The sequence below is a fragment of the Streptomyces sp. NPDC028331 genome (genome assembly GCF_055565775.1).
This window is the reverse complement of record NZ_JBVHTR010000021.1, coordinates 109,145-129,768: the sequence shown is the minus strand read 5'-3', so window position 1 is coordinate 129,768 and position 20,624 is coordinate 109,145. Positions and strand designations below refer to the sequence as shown.

Here is a 20,624-nt window from a genome sequence, read left to right as displayed (position 1 = left end):
CCGAGGGCCCGTCGCATCCGGACCCTCCGCCTCTATCCCGGGGTTCTCGTGAACCGTATCACAAACTATTTGATGCGGTCTTTACCTAGGTGATGTGCCTGCTGTCACACATGAGAGTGAACCTGCCCGTCTGGGCAGATCAAACGTCGCCTTGTCTGGTATTGCGGCGCTTTGCACCCCCACGAAATGGCAAGGCACTCGTCAGATTCTTACCTTGCAGATCAGCGCGGTGACTCGGCCGTGCGGCGCTCCAGACGCGCACGTGCGCCGAGGGCGGTGGCTCCGTTGACCCCCGAGACGCCGGCGGCGACCGGGGCGCGCTGCTCCTGCTGGGGCGCCTGCCCGCTCTCGGTGTACGCGGCGGCCGGCAGCGGCCTGGCGGCGGTGCGGCGCCGGCGGCGGTAGCGCGGGGGCACGAAGGACTCGGCCCACCGCGGGGCGCGCGGCGTGAACCGCGGCAGCAGGAGCAGCACCAGACCGACCGCGCTCAAGGCCATGATGCCGAGCACGATCCACAGGGACGCCGAGTTGACCGAGTAGGCCAGGGCGCCGAAGGAGATGAGCGCCGACCAGAAGTACATGATCAGCACGGCCCGGCTGTGCGAGTGCCCGATGTCCAGGAGCCGGTGGTGCAGATGTCCGCGGTCCGCGGCGAACGGCGACTGGCCGCGCCAGGTGCGGCGCACGATCGCGAGGAAGAAGTCGGCGACCGGGACGGCGATGATCGTCAGCGGGAGCAGCAGCGGGATGTAGACGGGCACGGTCTGGTGGACCGTCTCGCGCTCGGATCCGGAGAAGAGGTTCATCGCGTCCGGGTCGACCTGCCCGGTGATCGAGATGGCGCCGGCCGCGAGCACGAGCCCGATCAGCATCGACCCGGAGTCGCCCATGAAGATGCGCGCCGGGTGCATGTTGTGCGGCAGGAAGCCCAGGCACATGCCCATCAGCACGGCCGCGAACAGGGTGGCCGGGGCCGCGGCCTCGAGCCCGTAGCCGTACCAGATCCGGTACGCGTACATGAAGAACGCCGCCGACGCGATGCACACCATGCCGGCGGCGAGACCGTCCAGACCGTCGACGAAGTTGACCGCGTTGATCGTGATGACGACCAGCGCCACGGTCAGCAGGGTGCCCTGCCAGGGGGTGAGCGAGACCGTGCCGACGCCCGGGACCGGCAGCCAGAGGATGGTGAGGCCCTGCATGACCATCACGCCCGCGGCGATCATCTGGCCGCCCAGCTTGATCAGGGCGTCGATCTCGAACTTGTCGTCGAGCACGCCGATCAGCCAGATGAGGGCCGCTCCGGAGAGCAGCGCCCGTGGCTCGTTGGACTTGGCGAAGACCTCGTTGAGGTTCTTGAGGTGGTCGGCGACGAGCAGGCCCGCGCACAGGCCGAAGAACATGGCGATCCCGCCGAGCCGGGGCGTCGGTTCCCGGTGCACGTCCCGGGCCCGGATCTCCGGCATCGCTCCTGCCACGATCGCGAACTTGCGTACCGGCCCTGTCAGCAGATACGTCACCGCGGCCGTGATGCAGAGCGTCAGCAGGTATTCACGCACAGGCTTCCCCACAGGTCTCGCTGGGCATCCTCAGCCCCACACCCTAGCTCCGCGTGCATATGGTTGAGGACTCACGGGTAGCGAAAATGGTTGCACGTGTGGCTGTGTATAACGCGCGCCTACCCCTCATCGCCCGGGATACGGCGGAAATCCCTCCGTGAGATCCCGCACTTTCTCCCGCGCCGCCCTGACCTCCGTCTCCTGGCGCAGGACGGATCCCAACAGGGCCGCGACGTACGCCATTTCGCCCTCGCCCATGCCCTGAGTGGTCAGCGCCGCGGTGCCCAGGCGCAGGCCCCGGGCGTCGCCGTGAGGCAGCGCACAGCAGTCCAGGACCATTCCGGCGGCGGCGAGCAGCCCGCGCGCGCCGCGGCCGTCGACGCCGAGCGGTGCGGGATCGGCGGTGATCAGGTGGGTGTCGGTGCCGCCGGTGGTGATGTGCAGCCCCTCGGCGGCCAGTGCCGCGGCGAGCACCCGGGCGTTGGCGACCACCCGGTGGACGTATTCGGCGAAGGCGTCCGTCGCCGCCTCCCCGAAGGCGACGGCCTTGGCGGCGATGGTGTGCATCTGCGCGCCGCCCTGGGTGAACGGGAAGACGGCCCGGTCCACCCGCTCGGCCAGTTCGCTTCCGCACAGGATCATGCCGCCGCGCGGGCCGCGCAGCACCTTGTGGGTGGTGGCGCAGACGATGTCGGCGTACGGCACCGGACTGGGCGCCGCTCCCCCGGCCACCAGCCCGATCGGGTGCGCGGCGTCGGCGATGAGATACGCGCCCACCTCGTCGGCGACCTCCCGGAAGAAGGCGTAGTCGATGTGGCGGGGATAGGCGATGGAGCCGCAGACGATGGCCTTGGGGCGGTGCGCACGGGCCAGGGTGCGGACCTGCTCGTGGTCGATGAGCCCGGACTCGGCGTCCACCCCGTAGCCGACGAAGTCGAACCAGCGGCCGGAGAAGTTGGCGGGCGAGCCGTGCGTGAGGTGACCGCCGTGCGGCAGCCCGAGGGCGAGGACGGTGTCGCCCGGACGGAGCAGGGCGGCGTACGCGGCGAGCATCGCGGACGATCCCGAGTGTGACTGCACGTTCGCGTGCTCGGCACCGAAGAGCGCCTTGGCCCGCTCCACGGCGAGCCGCTCGGCGACGTCGACGATCTCGCACCCGCCGTGGTGCCGGGCGCCCGGGTATCCCTCGGCGTACTTGTTGGCGAGCGCGGAACCGAGGGTGGCGAGCACGGCCGGCGAGGTGAAGTTCTCGGCGGCGATGAGCTGCAGGGTCGTCGACTGGCGCGCCAGCTCCCCGAACAGGAGCTCGGCCATCTCGGGGTCCTGCCGCCGCAGGACGTCGGTCTCGAGGGTAGGGATGACCACCATGCTGAGCTCCCGGGCGCCGACGGGGTCGTAGGTCCAATGTAGGCCGGGGGCGGGTGGGACGCCCGGTATCACCACCGCATCCGGCACACGTGCCGCTGAGGCGGCGCCCGCCGTGGCTGCGGGCAGTCGTGCCTCCCCCAGTGCCTTAACGGCAATGCCGTTGCTTTAGTGGTCGTGCCATCGGTGATTCAGGGTGATGACGACCGGGGAGCGGCGGTGGCTTGCGGGCTCTCCAGGGGCCTTGCTGCCGTACGGGGTGATGCAGGAGCGGATCTTGCGGGGGCAGTCACGGGACCGACGGCGGGGTAACAGACTCCGGCCGATCTCGGCGAGCCCGAGGTGCCGGTCCCGTCTGCGGGCGGAGGGGGGAAAAGCCGCTCGGTGAGGTCACCATGCGACGGACGACGTGCAGGGCCCTGGTGAACGAGGTCTGCTCGGCGGTGCTCCGGTGAAGCCTGGCGGCCTCGTTCAGCAGGTCCCGGGTGGCATGGTGGACGATCAGGTGCGCGTAGATCTCCTGCCGCACCCCGTCCGGCGTCTGCGACCTCAGGACCGGTCTGCCGCGCTGGTGGGTCTTGATCTCGTCGAAGACCAGCTCGATCTCCCAGCGCCGGGCGTAGAGCGCGGCCAGCTCGGCGGCCGGGTACTTTCCGTGGTCGGTGAGACTGGTGATCAGCCGGACGATGTCGGCCTGGCCGTCGACGCGGTACTCGATCACCCGGACCAGGGCCGGTGGTGCCTTGACGGTTCCGGCCGCCTTGCTGTGCTTGTTCGCCTCGATCCGGGCGAGGTAGCTGCCGTCGGGCAGCACGTCCATCACTCGGCGGGCCTTGCGTCGCTCGATCCGCCACAGCAGGTGCGTGCCCTGGTCTCGCAGCCTGTGCCAACGGACCAGACCCCACAGCCCACGGTCGGCCAGTAACAGCGTGCCGGTCCCGCCATGGGCGTCCAGGGCGTCGGAGACGATCCGCTCGGACTCCTTGAACCCGCCGACCACGGCGTCGAGCACGGCATGGGAGGAACACTCGGCGACCGCGACCACCCTGGCCTGCGGATACCCCATCGGACTGCGCGCTGATCCCGACTTGCCGAAGGCGTCGTTGTTCGCCGCGGAGTCCGGCACGGCCAGCAGTGTCCCGTCCAGGGCCAGCACCCGCAGCCCGTGGAAGAGATCGTCTTCCCTGCCGAGTGGCCGGGCCACGGCCCGGAACAGTTGCTGCATCACGGTCCATCCCAGCCGTTGCCGGGCCCTGGTCAGCGAGGACTTGTTGACCCCGGTCCAGGAACGCAGTCCTGGGTCTCCCGCCTTCACCAGGCGCAGAACCTCCAGGTAGTCGGCCTGTGGGAACAAGCACATCGCCAGCACGAAGTACACCGTGAACCGGGCAGACAACAGACGCCGGCGCTTCTCCGAGCGACCGGCCTCGCCGACCACCCGGTCCACCAGCTCTGGCGGGCACGACCGGGTCAAGACGCCCAGCCCCAGTCGCTCCAGACGGGATATCAGCACACCGGCTCAACCGGCCGACAGCCTCAAAAGCAACGGCATTGGCCTTAACGGCCTGGGGGGACCCCCAGGGCGGCACGGGTGGGCGCAGCCAGCACCCTGCGAGCGCCGGGCTGCGCGACCAACCCCCGGGCAACCGCACCCCCGGGGCACCGCACACCCCCGGGCACCCGAAAGCCACGGCGCCCTACGTCCGCGCCGGAACCCCCGTCAGCGCCGTCACCACCGGCTCCAGCGCCTGATGGATCTCGTCCCCGATCGACCGGAAGAACGGCAGCGGCGCCCCGTACGGGTCGTACACCTCGTCCGCCTCCGCCGTGGGCGCCAGCAGCCACCCGCGTAGAGCGGCCGCAGCACGCACCAGCGCCCGCGCACGGGCCACCACACCGTCCTCCAGCGGCGGCAGGGTGGCCGGGTCTATCGCCCGCACCAGCCGCGTGAACTCCTTCAGCGTGAACGTGCGCAGCCCCGCCGAGTGCCCCATGGAGATCACCTGCGCCCGGTGGTCCCGCGTGGCGGTCAGCACCAGGTCGGCCCTGATCACATGCTCGTCCAGCAGCTCCCGCCCCACGAAGCCGGAGGCGTCCGCGCCGAAGTCCGCGAGGACCGCCTCCGCGTTCGCCTCCATGGGCGCGCCCTCATGGCCCCAGGTGCCCGCGCTCTCCACGATGAGCCCGCCCCACAGCGGGTCGCCGAGCCGGTCCGCCAGGGCATGCCGGGTCAGCCGCTCGGTGATCGGCGAGCGGCACACGTTGCCGGTGCTGACGTGGAGGATGCGGAAGGTGTCGCGGGGCAGCCCCGGTTGCACCGGCTGCCCCGTCCCGTCCCCGTTGCCTATGCCACGCCCCGCGTCAGGGGCCGTCAATTCGCCACCTCGAGGTCGGGTACCACCTTGCGCAGCTCGTCCGGCGACAGGGCGCCCTCGCGCAGCAGCACGGGCACCTTGCCGCTGACGTCGACGATCGACGACGGCACGTTCCCGGGCGTCGGCCCGCCGTCCAGGTAGACGGAGACGGAGTCGCCGAGCATCTCCTGCGCGGCGTCGCAGGTCTCCGGCGCGGGGTGGCCGGTGAGGTTGGCGGAGGAGACCGCCATGGGCCCGACCTCCGTCAGCAGTTCGATCGCGACCGGGTGCAGCGGCATCCGCACGGCGACGGTGCCCCGGGTGTCCCCCAGGTCCCACTGCAGCGACGGCTGGTGCTTGGTGACGAGCGTGAGGGCGCCCGGCCAGAACGCGTCCACCAGCTCCCACGCCATCTCGGAGAAGTCCGTGACGAGGCCGTGCAGCGTGTTCGGGGAGCCGATCAGGACGGGCGTGGGCATGTTGCGGCCACGGCCCTTGGCCTGGAGCAGGTCGGCCACGGCCTCCGCGGAGAACGCGTCGGCGCCGATGCCGTACACCGTGTCGGTCGGCAGCACCACGAGTTCGCCCCGGCGGACGGCGGATGCGGCCTCACGCAGACCCGTCGCGCGGTCGGTCGCGTCGTTGGTGTCGTATCGCCGTGCCATTGTCAGCTGGCCTCCTCGTACACGTACTGCTGCGGGAAAAGAGTCTGGGGGATGCTCACGGCAGCGCCTTGCGGGCGGTCGCGAAGCGCGGGCGGTTGTTCAGGTCGGGGTGGTCGGCCGCGTCGGCCCAGCCCCGCTCCTCGGTGAAGATCCACGGCACCTGGCCGCCCTGGGTGTCGGCGTGCTCGATGACGACGACGCCGCCGGGGCGCAGCAGCCGGTGGGCGGTGCGCTCGATGCCCCGGATCAGGTCCAGGCCGTCCTCACCGGAGAACAGGGCCATCTCCGGGTCGTAGTCCCGGGCCTCGGGCGCCACGTACTCCCACTCGGTGAGCGGGATGTACGGCGGGTTGGAGATCACCAGGTCGACCTGGCCGTTCAGGTCGGGGAAGGCGTCCCGGGCGTCTCCCTGGCGCAGGTCGACCCTGGAGCCCGCCATGTTCTTGCGCGTCCACTGCAGGGCGTCCTCGGACAGCTCCACGGCGTGGACGCGGGAGCGCGGCACCTCCTGGGCGAGCGCGAGCGCGATGGCGCCGGAGCCGGTGCACAGGTCCACGATGCACGGCTCGACGACGTCCATGGCCCGTACGGCGTCTATGGCCCAGCCGACGACCGACTCGGTCTCCGGGCGCGGCACGAACACGCCGGGACCGACCTGGAGTTCCAGGTACCGGAAGTAGGCCCGCCCGGTGATGTGCTGGAGCGGCTCGCGCTGCTCCCGGCGTGCGACGACCTCCCAGTAGCGGGCGTCGAAGTCGGCGTCCTTCACGGAGTGCAGCTCGCCCCGCTTGACCCCGTGCACGAACGCGGCGAGCTCCTCCGCGTCGTTGCGCGGCGAGGGCACGCCGGCGTCGGCCAGCCGCTGGGTGGCCTGGGCCACCTCCGCGAGCAGCACGCTGCGGGGGTTCGGGGGTCGCCCCCCATCGAATTGCTGCACGCTGGTCCTCCGGTGCTGTGTACGGGCCTCGTCGGCTGGTACGGCGCCTTACGCGGCGGCGGCGAGCTTGGCGGCCGAGTCCGCGTCGACGCAGGCCTGGATGACCGCGTCGAGGTCGCCGTCCAGGACCTGGTCCAGGTTGTACGCCTTGAAGCCGACGCGGTGGTCCGAGATGCGGTTCTCCGGGAAGTTGTACGTGCGGATCTTCTCGGAGCGGTCGACGGTGCGGACCTGGCTGCGCCGGGCGTCGGCGGCCTCCTTCTCCGCCTCCTCCTGCGCCATGGCCAGCAGCCTGGAGCGCAGGATACGCATCGCCTGCTGCTTGTTCTGCAGCTGGCTCTTCTCGTTCTGGCAGGAGGCGACGACGCCGGTCGGCAGGTGCGTGATGCGCACCGCGGAGTCGGTGGTGTTGACGGACTGGCCGCCGGGGCCCGAGGACCGGTAGACGTCGATCCGGAGGTCGTTCGGGTTGATCTCGACGTCGACCTCCTCCGCCTCGGGGGTGACGAGGACACCGGCCGCGGAGGTGTGGATGCGGCCCTGGGACTCGGTCGCGGGCACGCGCTGCACCCGGTGCACCCCGCCCTCGTACTTCAGCCGGGCCCATACGCCCTGGCCGGGCTCGACCTGGCCGCGGGCCTTCACCGCGACCTGGACGTCCTTGTAGCCGCCGAGCTCGGACTCGGTGGAGTCGATGATCTCGGTCTTCCAGCCGACGCGCTCGGCGTAGCGCAGGTACATGCGCAGCAGATCGCCAGCGAACAGGGCGGACTCGTCGCCGCCCGCGCCCGCCTTGATCTCGAGGATGACGTCCTTGTCGTCGCTGGGGTCGCGCGGGACGAGCAGCAGGCGCAGCTTCTCGGTCAGCTCCTCGCGCTGCTTCTCCAGCTCCTTGACCTCGGCGGCGAAGTCGGGGTCGTCGGCGGCGAGTTCGCGTGCGGTCTCGATGTCGTCGCCGGTCTGCTTCCAGGAGCGGTACGTGGCGACGATGGGGCCCAGCTCGGCGTAGCGCTTGTTCAGCTTGCGCGCGCCCGCCTGGTCGGCGTGGATCGATGGATCCGCGAGCTTCTTCTCCAGGTCGGCGTGCTCACCGACCAGTTCCTCGACCGCCTCGAACATCTCCGGCTCCCTGAAGTGCCCCCTGCCCGGCCGGGGCACGGGGACGTGTGTACGACGAACAATGGCTGCACCGCAAAGCGCCGGCCCCGGTGCCCCCGGCGAAGGGAGGCACCGGGGACCGGCGCTGTGGGCTCGCTACTTCTTGGCAGCGGCAGCCTTGCCGAAGCGGGCCTCGAAGCGGGCCACACGGCCACCGGTGTCGAGGATCTTCTGCTTGCCCGTGTAGAACGGGTGGCACTCGGAGCAGACCTCGGCCCGGATGGTGCCGGACTCGATGGTGCTACGGGTGGTGAACGACGCGCCGCAGGTGCAGCTGACCTGCGTCTCGACGTACGCGGGGTGGATGTCGCGCTTCAAGGTGTCTCCTAGTTTCCGGGAGGGCGCCGGGTCGCAGCCACGGGATGCGGAAGCGTGAACCGGAGCCGACGTACCAGTCTGCCAGGACTGGCGCCATCCCCCAAAACCGGGGGGACGGGCGGGGTATTCCCGCCACGGCGGACGGCGCCGCCCAGCCGCCGGGTCGGCGCGACCCGCCCCGCTCGGCCACACCGCCGGGTGCGCCTCAGGACGAGGTCACGACTCCCCTGGCCTCACCCGTGGCCGTGCCCCGCGTGGCCGCCGCGGGAATCGGCTGGTCGTTCTTCAGCGCGTTCCACATCAGCCGCGCCTTGGCCGTGTCCAGCAGCACCCGGTTCGGGTTCGCCGGGTCGTACTGCACCGGCATCGTGACCATGTTCATGTGCGAGGTGCTGATGCCCTTGAGCCCCTCGGCGAAGGACGCCAGGTCCTTGACGGAGGCCAGGTCGGAGTCGGTGGTGACCGACTTCGTCGCGGTGTCGGCGAGGTTGTACAGCTTCGTCGGGCTGGTCAGCACGCCGATGTGCTCCACCTGGGTGACCAGGGCCTTGATGAACGCCTGCTGGAGCTGGATGCGCCCGAGGTCGGAGCCGTCGCCCACGCCGTGCCGGGTGCGGACCAGGCCGAGTGCCTGCTGCCCGTCGAGGGTGTGCGTGCCGGCCTTCAGGTCGAGGTGGCTGCTGTTGTCGTGGATGTCCTTGGTGGTGGTCACCTGGACGCCGCCGAGTGTGTCGATCAGTTTCTCGAAGCCGGCGAAGTCGACCTCGATGTAGTGGTCCATACGGATGCCGGTGATCGACTCCACGGTCTTCACGGCACAGGTGGCGCCGCCGACGGAGTAGGCCTCGTTGAACATGGAGCCGGGGGCCGCGGCGTGGGTGACGCCCTTGGGGTCGGTGCACGCGGGCCGGTCGATGAGGGTGTCGCGCGGTATGGAGACGACGCTGGCCTGCTTGTGGCCCTTGTACAGGTGCACGATCATCGCCGTGTCGGAGCGCCCGGTGCCGTCGTCGGTGCCGCCGCCCAGCTTCCTGTTGGCGCCGGAACGGGTGTCCGAGCCGAGGACCAGGATGTTCTCGGAGCCGTTGTCGGCCTTCTGGGGCCGGTCGCCGCCGAGCGCCTGGTTGATGTCGACGCTCTTGATGTTGCCGTTGAGCTTGAAGTACAGGTAACCGGCGCCGGTGCCGCCGAGCAGCAGGATCCCCGCCGCGCTCCAGGCGGTGGCCACGAGCGCCCTGTGTCCGGCGCTGCGGGGCTTGCGGCGGCGGCCCTTGCCGCCGCGGCGCGGGCGCAGCGCCGTGGCGTCGTCGGCTATGCCGGCGTCCGGCGTGCTCTCGGAAGGCATGTGCTCCTCAGTCCTGGAGACCTCTCATTGCTCCATGGTCGCTCCGTTCTGTCAGACGGAGAAACCGGAGAAAGAGTTGCACAACGCTGAGTGTCCAGGACGTGCCCCGGCAAACACGCTGGGTCACTACGAGACCGGCGGGAAGGCGCTCACCTGCGGATTCCTCCCCGGGGATCACAGCGGCCGTACCGCACACAACCGGTCACCTGTGGCATAAATCTCGCCAATGCACAGGGCCGCCCCGTCGTACCCGACGGGGCGGCCCTGTGCTGTGACGACCTGATCAGTCCCCGTTGCCGGGGGCCGGGGTCGTCTTCTGGATCTGCATGAGGAACTCGACGTTCGACTTGGTCTGCTTCATCTTGTCGAGGAGCAGCTCGATCGCCTGCTGCTGGTCGAGCGCGTGCAGCACCCGGCGCAGCTTCCAGACGATGTTGAGCTCCTCGGCGCCGAGCAGGATCTCCTCCTTGCGGGTGCCGGACGCGTCCACGTCCACCGCGGGGAAGATGCGCTTGTCGGCGAGCTTCCGGTCGAGCTTGAGCTCCATGTTGCCGGTGCCCTTGAACTCCTCGAAGATCACCTCGTCCATGCGGGACCCGGTGTCCACCAGGGCGGTGGCGAGGATGGTCAGCGAGCCTCCGTCCTCGATGTTGCGGGCCGCACCGAAGAAGCGCTTCGGCGGGTACAGGGCGGTCGAGTCGACACCACCGGAGAGGATGCGGCCGGAGGCGGGCGCGGCGAGGTTGTACGCACGGCCCAGACGCGTGATCGAGTCGAGCAGCACGACCACGTCGTGACCCAGCTCCACCAGGCGCTTGGCGCGCTCGATGGCGAGCTCGGCGACCGTGGTGTGGTCCTCGGCCGGGCGGTCGAAGGTCGAGGAGATGACCTCGCCCTTGACCGACCGCTGCATGTCGGTGACCTCTTCCGGACGCTCGTCGACGAGGACGACCATCAGGTGGCACTCGGGGTTGTTGTGCGTGATCGCGTTGGCGATCGCCTGCATGATCATGGTCTTGCCGGTCTTCGGCGGGGCCACGATCAGACCGCGCTGGCCCTTACCGATCGGCGAGACCAGGTCGATGATGCGGGTGGTGAGGACACCGGGGTCCGTCTCCAGGCGGAGGCGGTCCTGCGGGTAGAGCGGGGTCAGCTTGTTGAACTCCGGGCGGCCGCGGCCGTGTTCGGGCGCCATGCCGTTGACGGAGTCCAGGCGGACCAGCGCGTTGAACTTCTCCCGGCGCTCGCCCTCCTTGGGCTGGCGCACCGCACCGGTGATGTGGTCGCCCTTGCGCAGGCCGTTCTTGCGGACCTGGGCGAGGGAGACGTACACGTCGTTGGGACCGGGCAGGTAGCCCGACGTGCGGATGAACGCGTAGTTGTCGAGGATGTCCAGGATGCCCGCGACGGGGATCAGGACGTCGTCCTCGGCGAGCTGCGGCTCGGCGATGTCGTCACGGCCGCGGCGGCCACGGCGGTCGCGGTAGCGGCCGCGACGGCCCCGGCGGCCTCCGTCGAAGTCGTCGTCGTCCTGCGGACCGGCGTTGCGGTCCTGGCGGCCGCCGCCCTGCTGCTGGCCCTGCTGCTGACGGTCCTGACGGCCGCCGCCCTGGCCCTGCTGCTGGTCGTCGCCCTTGCCACGGCGGTCGCGGTCGCGGTCCCGGCCGCGCTCGCGGCGGTCGCGGCGGCGGCCCTCGCCGTCGCCGGCGTCGGCCTTGGCGCCGTCGCCCTGCGGCTGGTTCTGCGGGGCCGGGGTCTCGGCCTTGGGCTCGCTCTGCGCCTCGGCGGCGACCGTCTCGGGGCTGCCGGCCTCGGCGGTGGCACGGCGCCGCCGGCGCTCGGCCGGGGCGTCGTCACCGGCTCCCTGGCCGGGGATCTCGATCTGCTGCGGGGCCACGGCCTGCTCGGCCTTGTCCGCCTTGCCGGCCTTGGGCTCGGCCGCGGCCGCCTCGTCGCCGGTACGCGTCCTGGAGGTGGCCCGGCGCTTGGGCTTGGTCTCGGTGGCGGCCTCGGCCTTGGCGGCCGGGGCGCCGCCCGACGCCTGCGCCTCCTTGATGACCTCGATCAGCTGGCTCTTGCGCATGCGCGCCGTGCCCCTGATTCCGAGGCCGGATGCGACCTGCTGCAGCTCGGCCAGCACCATGCCCTCGAGGCCGGTACCGCGGCGCCGCCGGGACCCGGCACCGGTGGCAGGCGCGGAGGCGTCCGTGGCGGGCGCGGCAGCGGTGTCCTCGACACGTGCGCCCATCAGATCGGTGGTGTCGCTCACGAAGGGTCCTTCCCTGGAGCGGACGTCGGCCTGTCTGGCTCGGCGACCGGTTGTGCTGTCCGGCTTCGGTCCGGTTTGTGTGGACCGTGCCGGTGCGGTGGTCCGCCAAAGCGGCGGAGGAGATATCTGGTGATTGGCGCTTCCCGAAGCCGTGGCACCCGGTTTTGTGCCACGCGGCTCGGTCACGCCGATTCCGGAGCGTGCTCTGCAATCCGCTCAGTGTCCGCGTACGACGTATGGCTCAGGTACGTGATACGGAACACAGTGCGGCTTGGGAAGCTCCCGGAAGAATGTCGGTCCCGGACGGGGACACGAAGCACCTCGCCATGGCGGGGTCGGGTGCAGACTTGAGGTTAACACTACCGGATCCAACAAACATTCCCCCTCTCGAAATCCGGCAACCGTGTGTCAGGGCGCAAGCGGCAGCACGCTCGCTCCCTGGCTGTCCAGTTCCAGCCGGTTGGCGGCCCAGCCCTCGCCCGCCAGGTCGGCCACCTTGTCGGCGCTCGCGCCGTCGGCGAGCGCCAGGACGGTGGGGCCCGCGCCGGAGATCACCGCGGGGACGCCGTCCGCCCGCAGCCGCTCCACCAGCGCGGCGCTCTCCGGCATGGCCGGGGCGCGGTACTCCTGGTGAAGGCGGTCCTCGGTGGCGGGCAGCAGCAGCTCGGGGCGCCGGGTCAGGGCCTCGACGAGCAGGGCGGCGCGGCCCGCGTTGGCGGCGGCGTCGACGTGCGGGACGGTGCGCGGGAGCAGTCCGCGCGCGGTCTCGGTCAGGACCGGCTTTCCGGGGACGAAAACCACCGGAACGATGGAATCGGCGGGGTCCATGCGGATCGCACGGGCGGCGCCGCGCTCCATCCAGGACAGGGTGAAGCCGCCGAGGAGGCAGGCCGCGACGTTGTCGGGGTGGCCCTCGATCTCGGTGGCGAGCTCCAGCAGCGCGGTGTCGTCGAGCCGGGTGTCGCCGCCTATGGTCACGGCGCGGGCGGCGACGATGCCGGCGCAGATGGCGGCGGAGGAGGAGCCGAGGCCCCGGCCGTGCGGGATGCGGTTGGCGCAGACGATCTCCAGGCCGCGCGGCTGCCCGCCCAGCGCGTCGAAGGCGGCGCGCGCGGACCGCACGAGGAGATGGCTCTCGTCCCGCGGGAGGGTCTCGCTGCCCTCGCCCGCGATGTCGATGTGCAGCCCGGAGTCGGCCACCCGGACGACGACGTCGTCGTAGAGCCCCAGCGCGAGCCCGAGGGCGTCGAAGCCCGGACCGAGGTTGGCGCTGGTGGCGGGGACGCGCACCCGGACGGCGGCGGCGCGGAACGCTGGACCGGCCATCGCTCGTTGACTCTCCTTGAGCTGCGTGATGGTCGAATGACATTCGAAGACGTACCAGGGACCCGAAGGCCGCGAGGGCGGCGCGGCACCGCGGCACATGCGGCTGCGGCATATGCGGCGGGCGGGTTCAGTACAGCCTATCGAAGGAAGGTTCTGTGGCGACATAGGGCGCACAGGAGGCGCACGATGCGTGTCGTACTCCCCCTGTGCACCCTCTGTCGGGTGCCCGCAAGGGTTATCCCCCGGAAAGGGCCTGGTTACGCGAGGCCGAGCCGCTCGGCCGCGGTCGCCGCGTCGACCGGGACGGTGACCGGCTGCGGGGCGCCGGCGACGGCCCAGTCGGGGTCCTTCAGGCCGTTGCCGGTGACGGTGCAGACGATGGTCTGGCCGGGGTCGACCTTGCCCTGCTCGGCGGCCTTCAGCAGGCCGGCGACGGACGCGGCGGACGCGGGCTCCACGAAGACGCCCTCCTGCGCGGCCAACAGCCGGTAGGCGCGCAGGATTTCACGGTCCGTCACCTCGTCGATGGCGCCGCCCGATTCGTCCCGCGCCTGAAGGGCGTACGTCCAGGACGCCGGGTTGCCGATGCGGATGGCGGTGGCGATGGTCGAGGGGTCCTTGACGACCTCGCCGCGCACGATCGGGGCGGAGCCGGAGGCCTGGAAGCCCCACATGCGCGGGGTCCTCTTCGCCACGCCGTCGGCGGCGTACTCCTTGTAGCCCTTCCAGTAGGCGGTGATGTTGCCCGCGTTGCCCACCGGCAGGACGTGGATGTCGGGGGCGTCGCCGAGCATGTCCACGATCTCGAAGGACGCGGTCTTCTGCCCCTCGATACGCACCGGGTTGACCGAATTGACCAGCGCCACCGGGTAGTTGTCGCTGAGCGCCCGGGCGAGGGTGAGGCAGTCGTCGAAGTTGCCGTCGACCTGGAGGATCTTCGCCCCGTGGACCAGCGCCTGGCCCATCTTGCCGAGCGCGATCTTGCCCTGCGGCACGAGCACGGCCGACACCATCCCGGCCCGTACCGCGTAGGCGGCGGCGGAGGCCGAGGTGTTGCCCGTGGAGGCGCAGATGACGGCCTTCGCGCCCTCCTCCTTGGCCTTGCTGATGGCCATGGTCATGCCGCGGTCCTTGAAGGACCCGGTGGGGTTGGCGCCCTCCACCTTGAGATGGACGTCACAGCCGGTGCGCTCGGAGAGCACCTGCGCGGGCACGAGCGGCGTACCGCCCTCGCGGAGCGTGACGACCGGCGTGCTGTCGGACACCGGCAGCCGGTCCCGGTACTCCTCGATGATTCCGCGCCACTGGTGGGTCATTGCTGGTTACTCTCCTTCAACCCGCATGATGCTGGCGACACCCCGCACGGTGTCGAGCTTGCGCAGCGCCTCGACGGTCCCGCTGAGCGAGGCGTCGGACGCTCGGTGGGTGACGACGACGAGAGAGGCCTCGCCGTCCTTCCCCTGCTGGCGAACCGTATCGATCGAGACGTCGTGCTCGGCGAAGACGGTGGCGACCTGGGCGAGAACACCCGGTTTGTCGGCGACGTCGAGGCTGATGTGGTAGCGCGTGACGACGTCGCCCATGGGCGACACCGGCAGGGCGGCGTACGCGGACTCCCCGGGCCCCGTGGCGCCGCTGAGCCGGTTGCGGCAGACGGCGACGAGATCGCCGAGGACGGCGGAGGCGGTCGGCGCACCACCGGCACCGGGCCCGTAGAACATGAGCTGACCGGCGGCGTCGGACTCCACGAACACGGCGTTGTACGCGCCGCGCACGGAGGCGAGCGGGTGGGTCAGCGGAATCATGGCGGGGTGCACGCGCGCGGTGACCGAGCCCCCGTCGGCGGCCCGCTCGCAGATGGCGAGCAGCTTGATGGTGCAGCCCATCTCCTTGGCCGAGCGGAAGTCGGCGGCGGTGACCTCGGTCATGCCCTCGCGGTAGACGTCGTCGAGACGCACACGCGTGTGGAAGGCGATCCCGGCGAGGATCGCGGCCTTGGCGGCCGCGTCGAACCCCTCGACGTCGGCGGTGGGGTCGGCCTCCGCGTACCCCAGGGCGGTGGCCTCGTCGAGGGCCTCCTGGTACCCGGCGCCGGTCGAGTCCATCTTGTCGAGGATGAAGTTGGTCGTCCCGTTGACGATGCCGAGCACCCGGTTGACCTTGTCGCCGGCCAGGGACTCGCGCAGGGGCCGGATCAGCGGGATGGCACCGGCGACGGCGGCCTCGTAGTACAGGTCCCGGCCGTGCTCCTCGGCGGCGGCGTGCAGGGCGGCCCCGTCCTGGGCGAGGAGCGCCTTGTTGGCCGAGACGACCGACGCACCGTGCTCGAAGGCGGTGGTGATGAGGGTCCTGGCGGGCTCGATACCGCCGATGACCTCGACGACGACGTCGATGTCCCCGCGTTTGACGAGGGCGGTGGCGTCGGTGGTGACGAGGTCGGCGGGGACCCCCTCGCGGACCTTGGAGGGCCGCCGCACGGCCACGCCCACGAGCTCCACGGGCGCGCCGATCCGGGCGGCGAGGTCGTCGGCGTGCGTCGTCATGATGCGCGTCACCTCTGAGCCGACAACCCCACAGCCCAGCAGCGCCACCTTCAGCGGACGCGTACGCATCATCCGACCTCGTCTCCTCATGCGGTCTACGGTTGGACCAGTCTCACTCACCGGACGGGACTTTCTGCCTTTGGTCCGGATCGTGAGACGTTTATTTCATTTTGTCAGCGGCGGAAGACCGGAAGATCTTCCGGCCCTCCGCCGCCGCCGATCTCGGTAGTCGCGACCGCCGTCAGCCCCTGTGGACGGGTCATCCGACGTCGAGACGCAGGAGGTCCTCCTCCGTCTCCCGGCGGACGATCACCCGGGCCTCTCCGTCCTTCACCGCGACGACGGGCGGGCGGACCGCGTGGTTGTAGTTGCTGGCCATCGAACGGCAGTACGCGCCGGTCGCCGGCACGGCGATGAGGTCGCCCGGCGCCAGGTCGGCGGGCAGGAAGGCGTCCCGCACCACGATGTCCCCGCTCTCACAGTGCTTGCCGACGACGCGCACCAGCATCGGCTCCGCGTCCGACGCACGGGAGGCGAGGCAGACGCTGTACTCGGCGTCGTAGAGCGCGGTGCGGATGTTGTCGGACATGCCGCCGTCGACGGAGACGTACGTGCGCAGCCCAGTGAGCGGCTTGATGGTGCCCACCTCGTAGAGGGTGAAGGCGGTCGGCCCGACGATGGCGCGCCCCGGCTCGACGGAGATGCGGGGCGTGCGGAGGCGGGCGGCCTCGCACTCCCGAGAGACGATCTCACTCAGAGCCTTGGCGATCTCGTGCGGCTCACGGGGATCGTCGTCGCTGGTGTAGGCGATGCCGAGGCCGCCGCCGAGGTCGATCTCGGGCAGCTCCACGCCGTGCTCGTCCCGGATGTCCTTGAGCAGCCCCACCACCCGGTGGGCGGCGACCTCGAACCCCGACATGTCGAAGATCTGGGACCCGATGTGACTGTGGATCCCGATGAGCTCCAGCCCGTCGAGCTGGAGCGCCCGGCGCACGGCCTCGGCGGCCTGCCCGTCGGCCAGCGGAATGCCGAACTTCTGGTCCTCGTGGGCGGTGGCGATGAACTCGTGCGTGTGCGCCTCCACACCCACGGTGACACGGATCTGGACACGCTGCCGCTTCCCCAGGGAGGAGGCGATGTGCGCGACCCGGACGATCTCCTGGAAGGAGTCGAGAACGATCCGGCCGACGCCGGCCTCGATGGCCCTGGTGATCTCCTCGACGGACTTGTTGTTGCCGTGGAAGGCGATGCGGTCGGCGGCCATGCCACCGGCGAGGGCGGTGGAGAGCTCGCCGCCGGAGCACACGTCGAGGTTGAGCCCCTCCTCGTCCAGCCAGCGCACGACGGCACGGGACAGGAACGCCTTCCCGGCGTAGAAGACGTCGGCGTCCGGCCCGAAGGCGGTACGCCAGGCGCGGGCGCGGGCCCGGAAGTCGGCCTCGTCGATGAAGTAGGCGGGCGTCCCGAACCGCTCGGCGAGGGACTTGACGTCGATCCCGCCGACGCTGAGCACGCCGTCGTCGTCACGCGTGACGGTCTGCGCCCACACCTTGGGGTCGAGGGCGTTGAGGTCGGCGGGCGGGGCGGAGTAGTGGCCCTCGGGCAGGACGTCGGCGTGGCGGGGCCCGGCGGGGTGCGCGGAACGGCTCATGACTGGTCTGGCTCTCTCACAGGTATTCGGGTGCACTGATGCCGAGCAGGGACAGGCCGCCGGCCAGCACCGTCCCGGCGGCTTCGGCGAGGGCGAGCCGGGCACGGTGGGCGGCCGAGGGTTTCTCCTCGCCGAGCGGAAGAACGGTGTGCTGAAAGGCGAGCAGTCCGTCGGCGACGGCGACGAGGTGCCGGGCGAGCCGGTCGGGCGCGCGGTGGGTGGCCGCCTGGGTGAGGGCGGTGGGGTATTCGCCGAGGGCCCGGGTGAGGGCGGCAGCGGTCGCGTCGGGTACGTCGCCGGGGGTGGCCTCGAATCCGAGTCTCGCGGCGTTGCGGGCCAGGGCGCGGGCGCGGGAGTGAGCGTAGCGGACGCGGAAAAGGGGGTTGCTCTCGCGCTGGAGGAGGTGATCCGCGGTGATCCGGGGCCGGTCGTGGGCGGCGGGGTGGAGGAGGGCCCAGCGGGCGGCGTCCGGGCCGAGGGGGGTGGGGTCCTCGGGCGCGGGGACGGGCCGCAGATCGACGGGCTCCCCGGGACGCGCATGATCGATCTCGGCGCGGCCGCCCTGGGTGGCGATGATCCGCACGAGGGTGTCGGCCACGACTTCGGCGCGGATGTCGTAGGGGATCCGCAGGGGGACGAGGTGGCCGTCGAGGGCGGCGCTGTGGCCGTACGTGCAGGGGCTGCCGCCGTCGGCGAGGATCCGGCGGACGATGGCGGCGGTGGCGGTCCCCTGATCGAGGTGGATGTTGAGGAACCCGGGCCCGGTGATCTCGACATCGGCGACACCGGCGGTGTCGCGCAGATGGGGCCGGAGGATCTCGGCGACCTGGAGGGCCGGACGCCCGGCGGGCCGGGCGAGCTGCAGGGCGACGTTGGTGGCGTAGTCACCCCGCCCACCGGGCCCGGGCGGCGTCACCACGACCCGCTCAGGCACAGGCACACTGAGTTCCCCCACGTCAACAGCACGACGCACCGCGCGCAGCACGGTGCGGGACAGCTCGACGGGGGTCACGGGGACAAGGGTAGGGGAGGAGGGGGGTGGGTAGGCGAGCCGGTTTGGCTGGGGGTCCGGGATGTGGACGGGGTGGGGGTGGGAGGGCTTGGGGGTGGGGGCTGCCGTTCGCGTGGGGGGCGGTGGGTGCGGGGCTGCCGTTCGCGTGTTGGGTGCGGGGCTGGCGGGGGGCGGTGCACTGGGCGGCGGCTTGCGTCGACCGGCCGAATGCCCGGGGTGGGTGGCCGACTCACCTCAAACGCCCGGCTGTCCGGCGTGGGGGGTGTCGGCTGGCGTCAACCGCCCGGCTGCCCGGCGTGGGGGGCGTGCCCGGCGGGCTCGACGCGATCGGCGTCACCGGGGTCCGGGGCGCCGTGGAGGTCCCCGGCGCCTTCTACGGCCACACTGGCGCCTTCGACGTACGCACCGGCCTGTTGAACCCCGTCGACCTGCTGCTCTCGACCGCTGGGATGCTGGTGCTGGTGCTGCTGCTGGTGTTGATGCGCAGGTTGCTGGTGATACTGCTGATGTGGCTGATGCTGCCGGCCGGCATGCGGACCGGCATGCGGACCTCGCTCGATCAAATCCTTGACGAGCCGGACGAGTTCGGAGGGCTCGAAGGGCTTGGCGAGGAAGGCGTCGACGCCGACATCGAGGCCGCTCTCGACCTCGGACTGCGTACAGGCGCTGATGATGGCGAGGGGCAGCTTCCGGGTCCGGGGATCGGCACGAAGCCGCGCAGCCGTCCGCAACCCGTCGAGCCGGGGCATGACGACATCCAGCGTGACGACATCGGGCCGCACCTGATGCACGACGTCCAGACACTCGGCACCGTCGGCGGCGGTCACGACCTCGAGACCCTCCAGCTCGAGGTTGACCCTGATCAGCTGCCGGATGACCTTGTTGTCGTCCACAACAAGCACCCGGCCGGACGCGCCTGGCACACCTCGAGAGTAGGTCGCCCCAGGGGGCCGCGTCCGGGTTTTCCCCACTTCCACCCCGTCCGGGCGAGCCGCGGCGACGGAGCCCCCGGGAAACCGTTCATGACCACCACGAAGGAGCTGGTAGGGTTCTACCCGTCAGCGCAACAGCGCGGGACACGCCCCCGTAGCTCAGGGGATAGAGCAACGGCCTCCGGAGCCGTGTGCGCAGGTTCGAATCCTGCCGGGGGCACCCAGCATGAGGTGCCCAGAGACCCCGTCACCAGCGAAAACGCTGAGGCCGGGGTCTTCGTGTTTGTGCAGGCGTATGCGACCCGCAGCGGCCGTATGTCGGGGTCTGTGGACTATTCGTGGACAGGATCTTGGAGCATCGGCCCAGGTCAGCACCGCGAATTACCAAGACCCGCGGACTATCGACCGGCCCGGCGCCTGCCTGGCCCGAGGCCCAGGGAGGCCATCAAGGGAACAAGTCGGCCCCGGCGTCCAGGCGTGAGGCCTCAGCATGAACCTCTGCGGCACGCGGGGTGAGAGCGAGAACCCCGGTACCAACAACGCGCATATCCGCCGTCAGCTTCAGCGGACTGACACCCAGAGCCGCGGCGATCTCAGGAGCGAGGTCGAACGCGGCCCACTTCCACTCGGCCTCATCCTCGTCTGATTCCGTCGCCTCGTCCCACACCGCCGGCAACCCGAGTTGCTCTCGGCGAGCCCGCTCGACGGGCAGGGGCTCTCCCACCGTCAAGTAGGCGTTCTCGGCCTCACCGGTCTCGCAGTAGCGCCGCAGCACGACGCCGTCCTGAGCAACGAGCCAGGCGGAACCGTCGCGCTGTGCCCCGTAGTAGTACGCCTGCGCCTGGCCGTAGCGGGCGCTCAGGTCCCTGCACAGCCGCAGCACATCATCACCGCGCTCAGCGTCACACGGGTCGCACCACGGGCCGATGACCAAAGTCCACCCGTCGAGTTCCGGGCTGACGTACACCCGAGCCATCCCGTCGGGGTTCTCCTCCGTCCCTCCGTGGCCGTCTTCGTCGATGATCTCCTCGGCTTCGGCGAACGTCACGGGACGAGGGTCAACAAGCCCCATCATTTCCATAACGCCTGCTTGATCACCGGTCGGTACTGCGATCCAGTAGAGCCAGCATGTGGCCAGGACTCTTGGTAGATCATCCGTGGAATTGCGCACGCGCACACACTGCCACGGG

The 20,624-nt window shown here is 70.8% G+C and carries 16 protein-coding genes, 1 tRNA gene and 1 pseudogene; 1 reads left to right on the top strand and 17 read right to left on the bottom strand.

Going from position 1 to position 20,624, the window contains the following annotated elements; translation table 11 throughout:
• Positions 1-221 precede the first annotated feature (221 nt).
• The 16 genes and pseudogenes from ACZ4SW_RS27610 to ACZ4SW_RS27535 form a co-directional block, all read right to left on the bottom strand.
• Positions 222-1,559: an MraY family glycosyltransferase gene (locus tag ACZ4SW_RS27610; protein ID WP_468251002.1), complete on the bottom strand. Its 1,338-nt coding sequence runs from the start codon at positions 1,557-1,559 to the stop codon at positions 222-224.
• Between the two features lie 126 nt (positions 1,560-1,685).
• Positions 1,686-2,927: a serine hydroxymethyltransferase gene (locus tag ACZ4SW_RS27605; RefSeq protein ID WP_468251000.1), complete on the bottom strand. Its 1,242-nt coding sequence runs from the start codon at positions 2,925-2,927 to the stop codon at positions 1,686-1,688.
• A 286-nt stretch (positions 2,928-3,213) separates the two neighbouring features.
• Positions 3,214-4,437 (bottom strand): IS4 family transposase, encoded by a 1,224-nt coding sequence (locus ACZ4SW_RS27600; RefSeq protein WP_468250998.1) that lies wholly within the window; start codon positions 4,435-4,437, stop codon positions 3,214-3,216.
• Positions 4,438-4,621: 184 nt separating this feature from the next.
• A complete protein-coding gene (locus ACZ4SW_RS27595) occupies positions 4,622-5,299 on the bottom strand; it encodes an arsenate reductase/protein-tyrosine-phosphatase family protein (protein WP_468250996.1) in 678 nt (225 codons plus the stop codon).
• Positions 5,296-5,943, bottom strand: coding sequence for an L-threonylcarbamoyladenylate synthase (locus ACZ4SW_RS27590; protein WP_468250994.1), 648 nt, complete (start codon positions 5,941-5,943; stop codon positions 5,296-5,298). Before ACZ4SW_RS27590 ends, ACZ4SW_RS27595 begins: the two co-directional genes overlap by 4 nt.
• Positions 5,944-5,998: 55 nt before the next feature.
• Positions 5,999-6,838 (bottom strand): peptide chain release factor N(5)-glutamine methyltransferase, encoded by an 840-nt coding sequence (prmC, locus tag ACZ4SW_RS27585; RefSeq protein WP_468250992.1) that lies wholly within the window; start codon positions 6,836-6,838, stop codon positions 5,999-6,001.
• A 90-nt stretch (positions 6,839-6,928) separates the two neighbouring features.
• On the bottom strand, positions 6,929-7,999 hold the full coding sequence (gene prfA, locus ACZ4SW_RS27580; protein ID WP_468250990.1) for a peptide chain release factor 1: 1,071 nt from the start codon (positions 7,997-7,999) through the stop codon (positions 6,929-6,931).
• Positions 8,000-8,134: 135 nt separating this feature from the next.
• The gene (rpmE, locus tag ACZ4SW_RS27575) at positions 8,135-8,356 is read right to left on the bottom strand and encodes a 50S ribosomal protein L31 (protein ID WP_103838593.1); all 222 of its coding nucleotides are present in this window, start codon (positions 8,354-8,356) and stop codon (positions 8,135-8,137) included.
• A gap of 205 nt (positions 8,357-8,561) precedes the next feature.
• Complete coding sequence (locus ACZ4SW_RS27570) at positions 8,562-9,701, bottom strand: LCP family protein (RefSeq protein WP_468250988.1); 1,140 nt, start codon at positions 9,699-9,701, stop codon at positions 8,562-8,564.
• A gap of 283 nt (positions 9,702-9,984) precedes the next feature.
• Positions 9,985-11,970: a transcription termination factor Rho gene (rho, locus tag ACZ4SW_RS27565; RefSeq protein WP_468250986.1), complete on the bottom strand. Its 1,986-nt coding sequence runs from the start codon at positions 11,968-11,970 to the stop codon at positions 9,985-9,987.
• Positions 11,971-12,378: 408 nt separating this feature from the next.
• Positions 12,379-13,296: a homoserine kinase gene (gene thrB / locus ACZ4SW_RS27560; RefSeq protein WP_468250984.1), complete on the bottom strand. Its 918-nt coding sequence runs from the start codon at positions 13,294-13,296 to the stop codon at positions 12,379-12,381.
• Positions 13,297-13,553: 257 nt separating this feature from the next.
• Positions 13,554-14,612, bottom strand: coding sequence for a threonine synthase (gene thrC, locus ACZ4SW_RS27555; RefSeq protein WP_468250982.1), 1,059 nt, complete (start codon positions 14,610-14,612; stop codon positions 13,554-13,556).
• A gap of 6 nt (positions 14,613-14,618) precedes the next feature.
• Entirely contained in the window at positions 14,619-15,911 is a 1,293-nt protein-coding gene (locus ACZ4SW_RS27550) for a homoserine dehydrogenase (protein WP_468250980.1), read from the bottom strand.
• Positions 15,912-16,098: 187 nt separating this feature from the next.
• Positions 16,099-17,490, bottom strand: a complete 1,392-nt coding sequence (gene lysA / locus ACZ4SW_RS27545; RefSeq protein ID WP_468250978.1) for a diaminopimelate decarboxylase — start codon at positions 17,488-17,490, stop codon at positions 16,099-16,101.
• A 16-nt stretch (positions 17,491-17,506) separates the two neighbouring features.
• A complete protein-coding gene (nrtL, locus tag ACZ4SW_RS27540) occupies positions 17,507-18,502 on the bottom strand; it encodes an ArgS-related anticodon-binding protein NrtL (protein ID WP_468250976.1) in 996 nt (331 codons plus the stop codon).
• A gap of 536 nt (positions 18,503-19,038) precedes the next feature.
• Positions 19,039-19,473 (bottom strand): annotated as a pseudogene (locus ACZ4SW_RS27535) (response regulator); the annotation flags it as partial.
• 109 nt (positions 19,474-19,582) lie between these two features.
• Here ACZ4SW_RS27535 and ACZ4SW_RS27530 point away from each other — a divergent pair.
• A tRNA-Arg gene (locus ACZ4SW_RS27530) sits at positions 19,583-19,654 on the top strand.
• A gap of 225 nt (positions 19,655-19,879) precedes the next feature.
• On the opposite strand, the gene ACZ4SW_RS27525 is transcribed toward ACZ4SW_RS27530, so the two are convergent.
• Positions 19,880-20,482 (bottom strand): hypothetical protein, encoded by a 603-nt coding sequence (locus ACZ4SW_RS27525; RefSeq protein ID WP_468250974.1) that lies wholly within the window; start codon positions 20,480-20,482, stop codon positions 19,880-19,882.
• Positions 20,483-20,624 lie beyond the last annotated feature (142 nt).

Coding starts and splice junctions, on each gene's coding strand:
- ACZ4SW_RS27605 (WP_468251000.1), bottom strand. CDS start 2,927: ATGGTGGTCATCCCTACCCTCGAGACCGACGTCCTGCGGCGGCAGGAC.
- ACZ4SW_RS27590 (WP_468250994.1), bottom strand. CDS start 5,943: ATGGCACGGCGATACGACACCAACGACGCGACCGACCGCGCGACGGGT.
- prfA (WP_468250990.1), bottom strand. CDS start 7,999: ATGTTCGAGGCGGTCGAGGAACTGGTCGGTGAGCACGCCGACCTGGAG.
- ACZ4SW_RS27570 (WP_468250988.1), bottom strand. CDS start 9,701: ATGCCTTCCGAGAGCACGCCGGACGCCGGCATAGCCGACGACGCCACG.
- thrB (WP_468250984.1), bottom strand. CDS start 13,296: ATGGCCGGTCCAGCGTTCCGCGCCGCCGCCGTCCGGGTGCGCGTCCCC.
- thrC (WP_468250982.1), bottom strand. CDS start 14,612: ATGACCCACCAGTGGCGCGGAATCATCGAGGAGTACCGGGACCGGCTG.
- ACZ4SW_RS27550 (WP_468250980.1), bottom strand. CDS start 15,911: ATGATGCGTACGCGTCCGCTGAAGGTGGCGCTGCTGGGCTGTGGGGTT.
- lysA (WP_468250978.1), bottom strand. CDS start 17,490: ATGAGCCGTTCCGCGCACCCCGCCGGGCCCCGCCACGCCGACGTCCTG.